Source organism: Stenotrophomonas sp. P5_B8 (assembly GCF_054049855.1).
Genome location: NZ_JBFULO010000852.1, coordinates 1 through 632, shown reverse-complemented (window position 1 = coordinate 632; position 632 = coordinate 1). Strand labels below are relative to the sequence as shown.

Sequence of the window (632 nt, the reverse complement as noted above, 5' to 3'; positions counted from 1 at the left end):
TCCGCAAGCTCAGCAGCAGGCGCAAAACTATCGATGTGAGCCATGAGATCATTGATTTGAGGAGTGTAGCGGAATACCTCATCAAATTTGAAACTCTTCATATCAGGAAGATCTCGCTGCCATTGCTGCAGCCCCTGCCCTATACGCCTCACGTCTTGTTTCACGTCCTCTGCCATAACAATGACCGGGCTAGAGTTCGCATCTCGAACAAGCGAGCTAATCAGCATGCGCTCCAATCGATTCATTAAATGCAACTCATCGACAAAAACAGCATCGAAGCCGTCTTCAGAACGAGTCATCTCCCACGAATTAGAGTCGAGAAACCTGTCAAAGTCAGCGATAAGTTGATCCACAGTCATCGCATCAACGGAACGCATCTGAGTGCGAAATTCAGCGTAGAGGTCAAGAATTACGCGCCTCTCATCTTCTGTCGACAACCGCATGCGCCATGCATCGCGATGCGCTCTGGAGATGTAGTCATCTCGCTTAGACCGGGATCTCGCAAAGCCACCGGGCTCTAGGACGCAGGCAAATTCGAGCAGTACTTCGAAGATGAAGGGCGGGACTAAGTCAACCCCATCAGCGACGCTCTCAAGGCTTCGCGCAAAATCATCAGTCACTCCACCGCGTCT

Annotated in this window: 1 protein-coding gene; it reads right to left on the bottom strand. The window is 50.9% G+C overall.

The window, feature by feature from the left end:
* The coding region (locus tag ACXJKH_RS21825; RefSeq protein WP_457322516.1) for a hypothetical protein at positions 1–620 on the bottom strand (620 nt) is incomplete at its 3' end.
* Positions 621–632 lie beyond the last annotated feature (12 nt).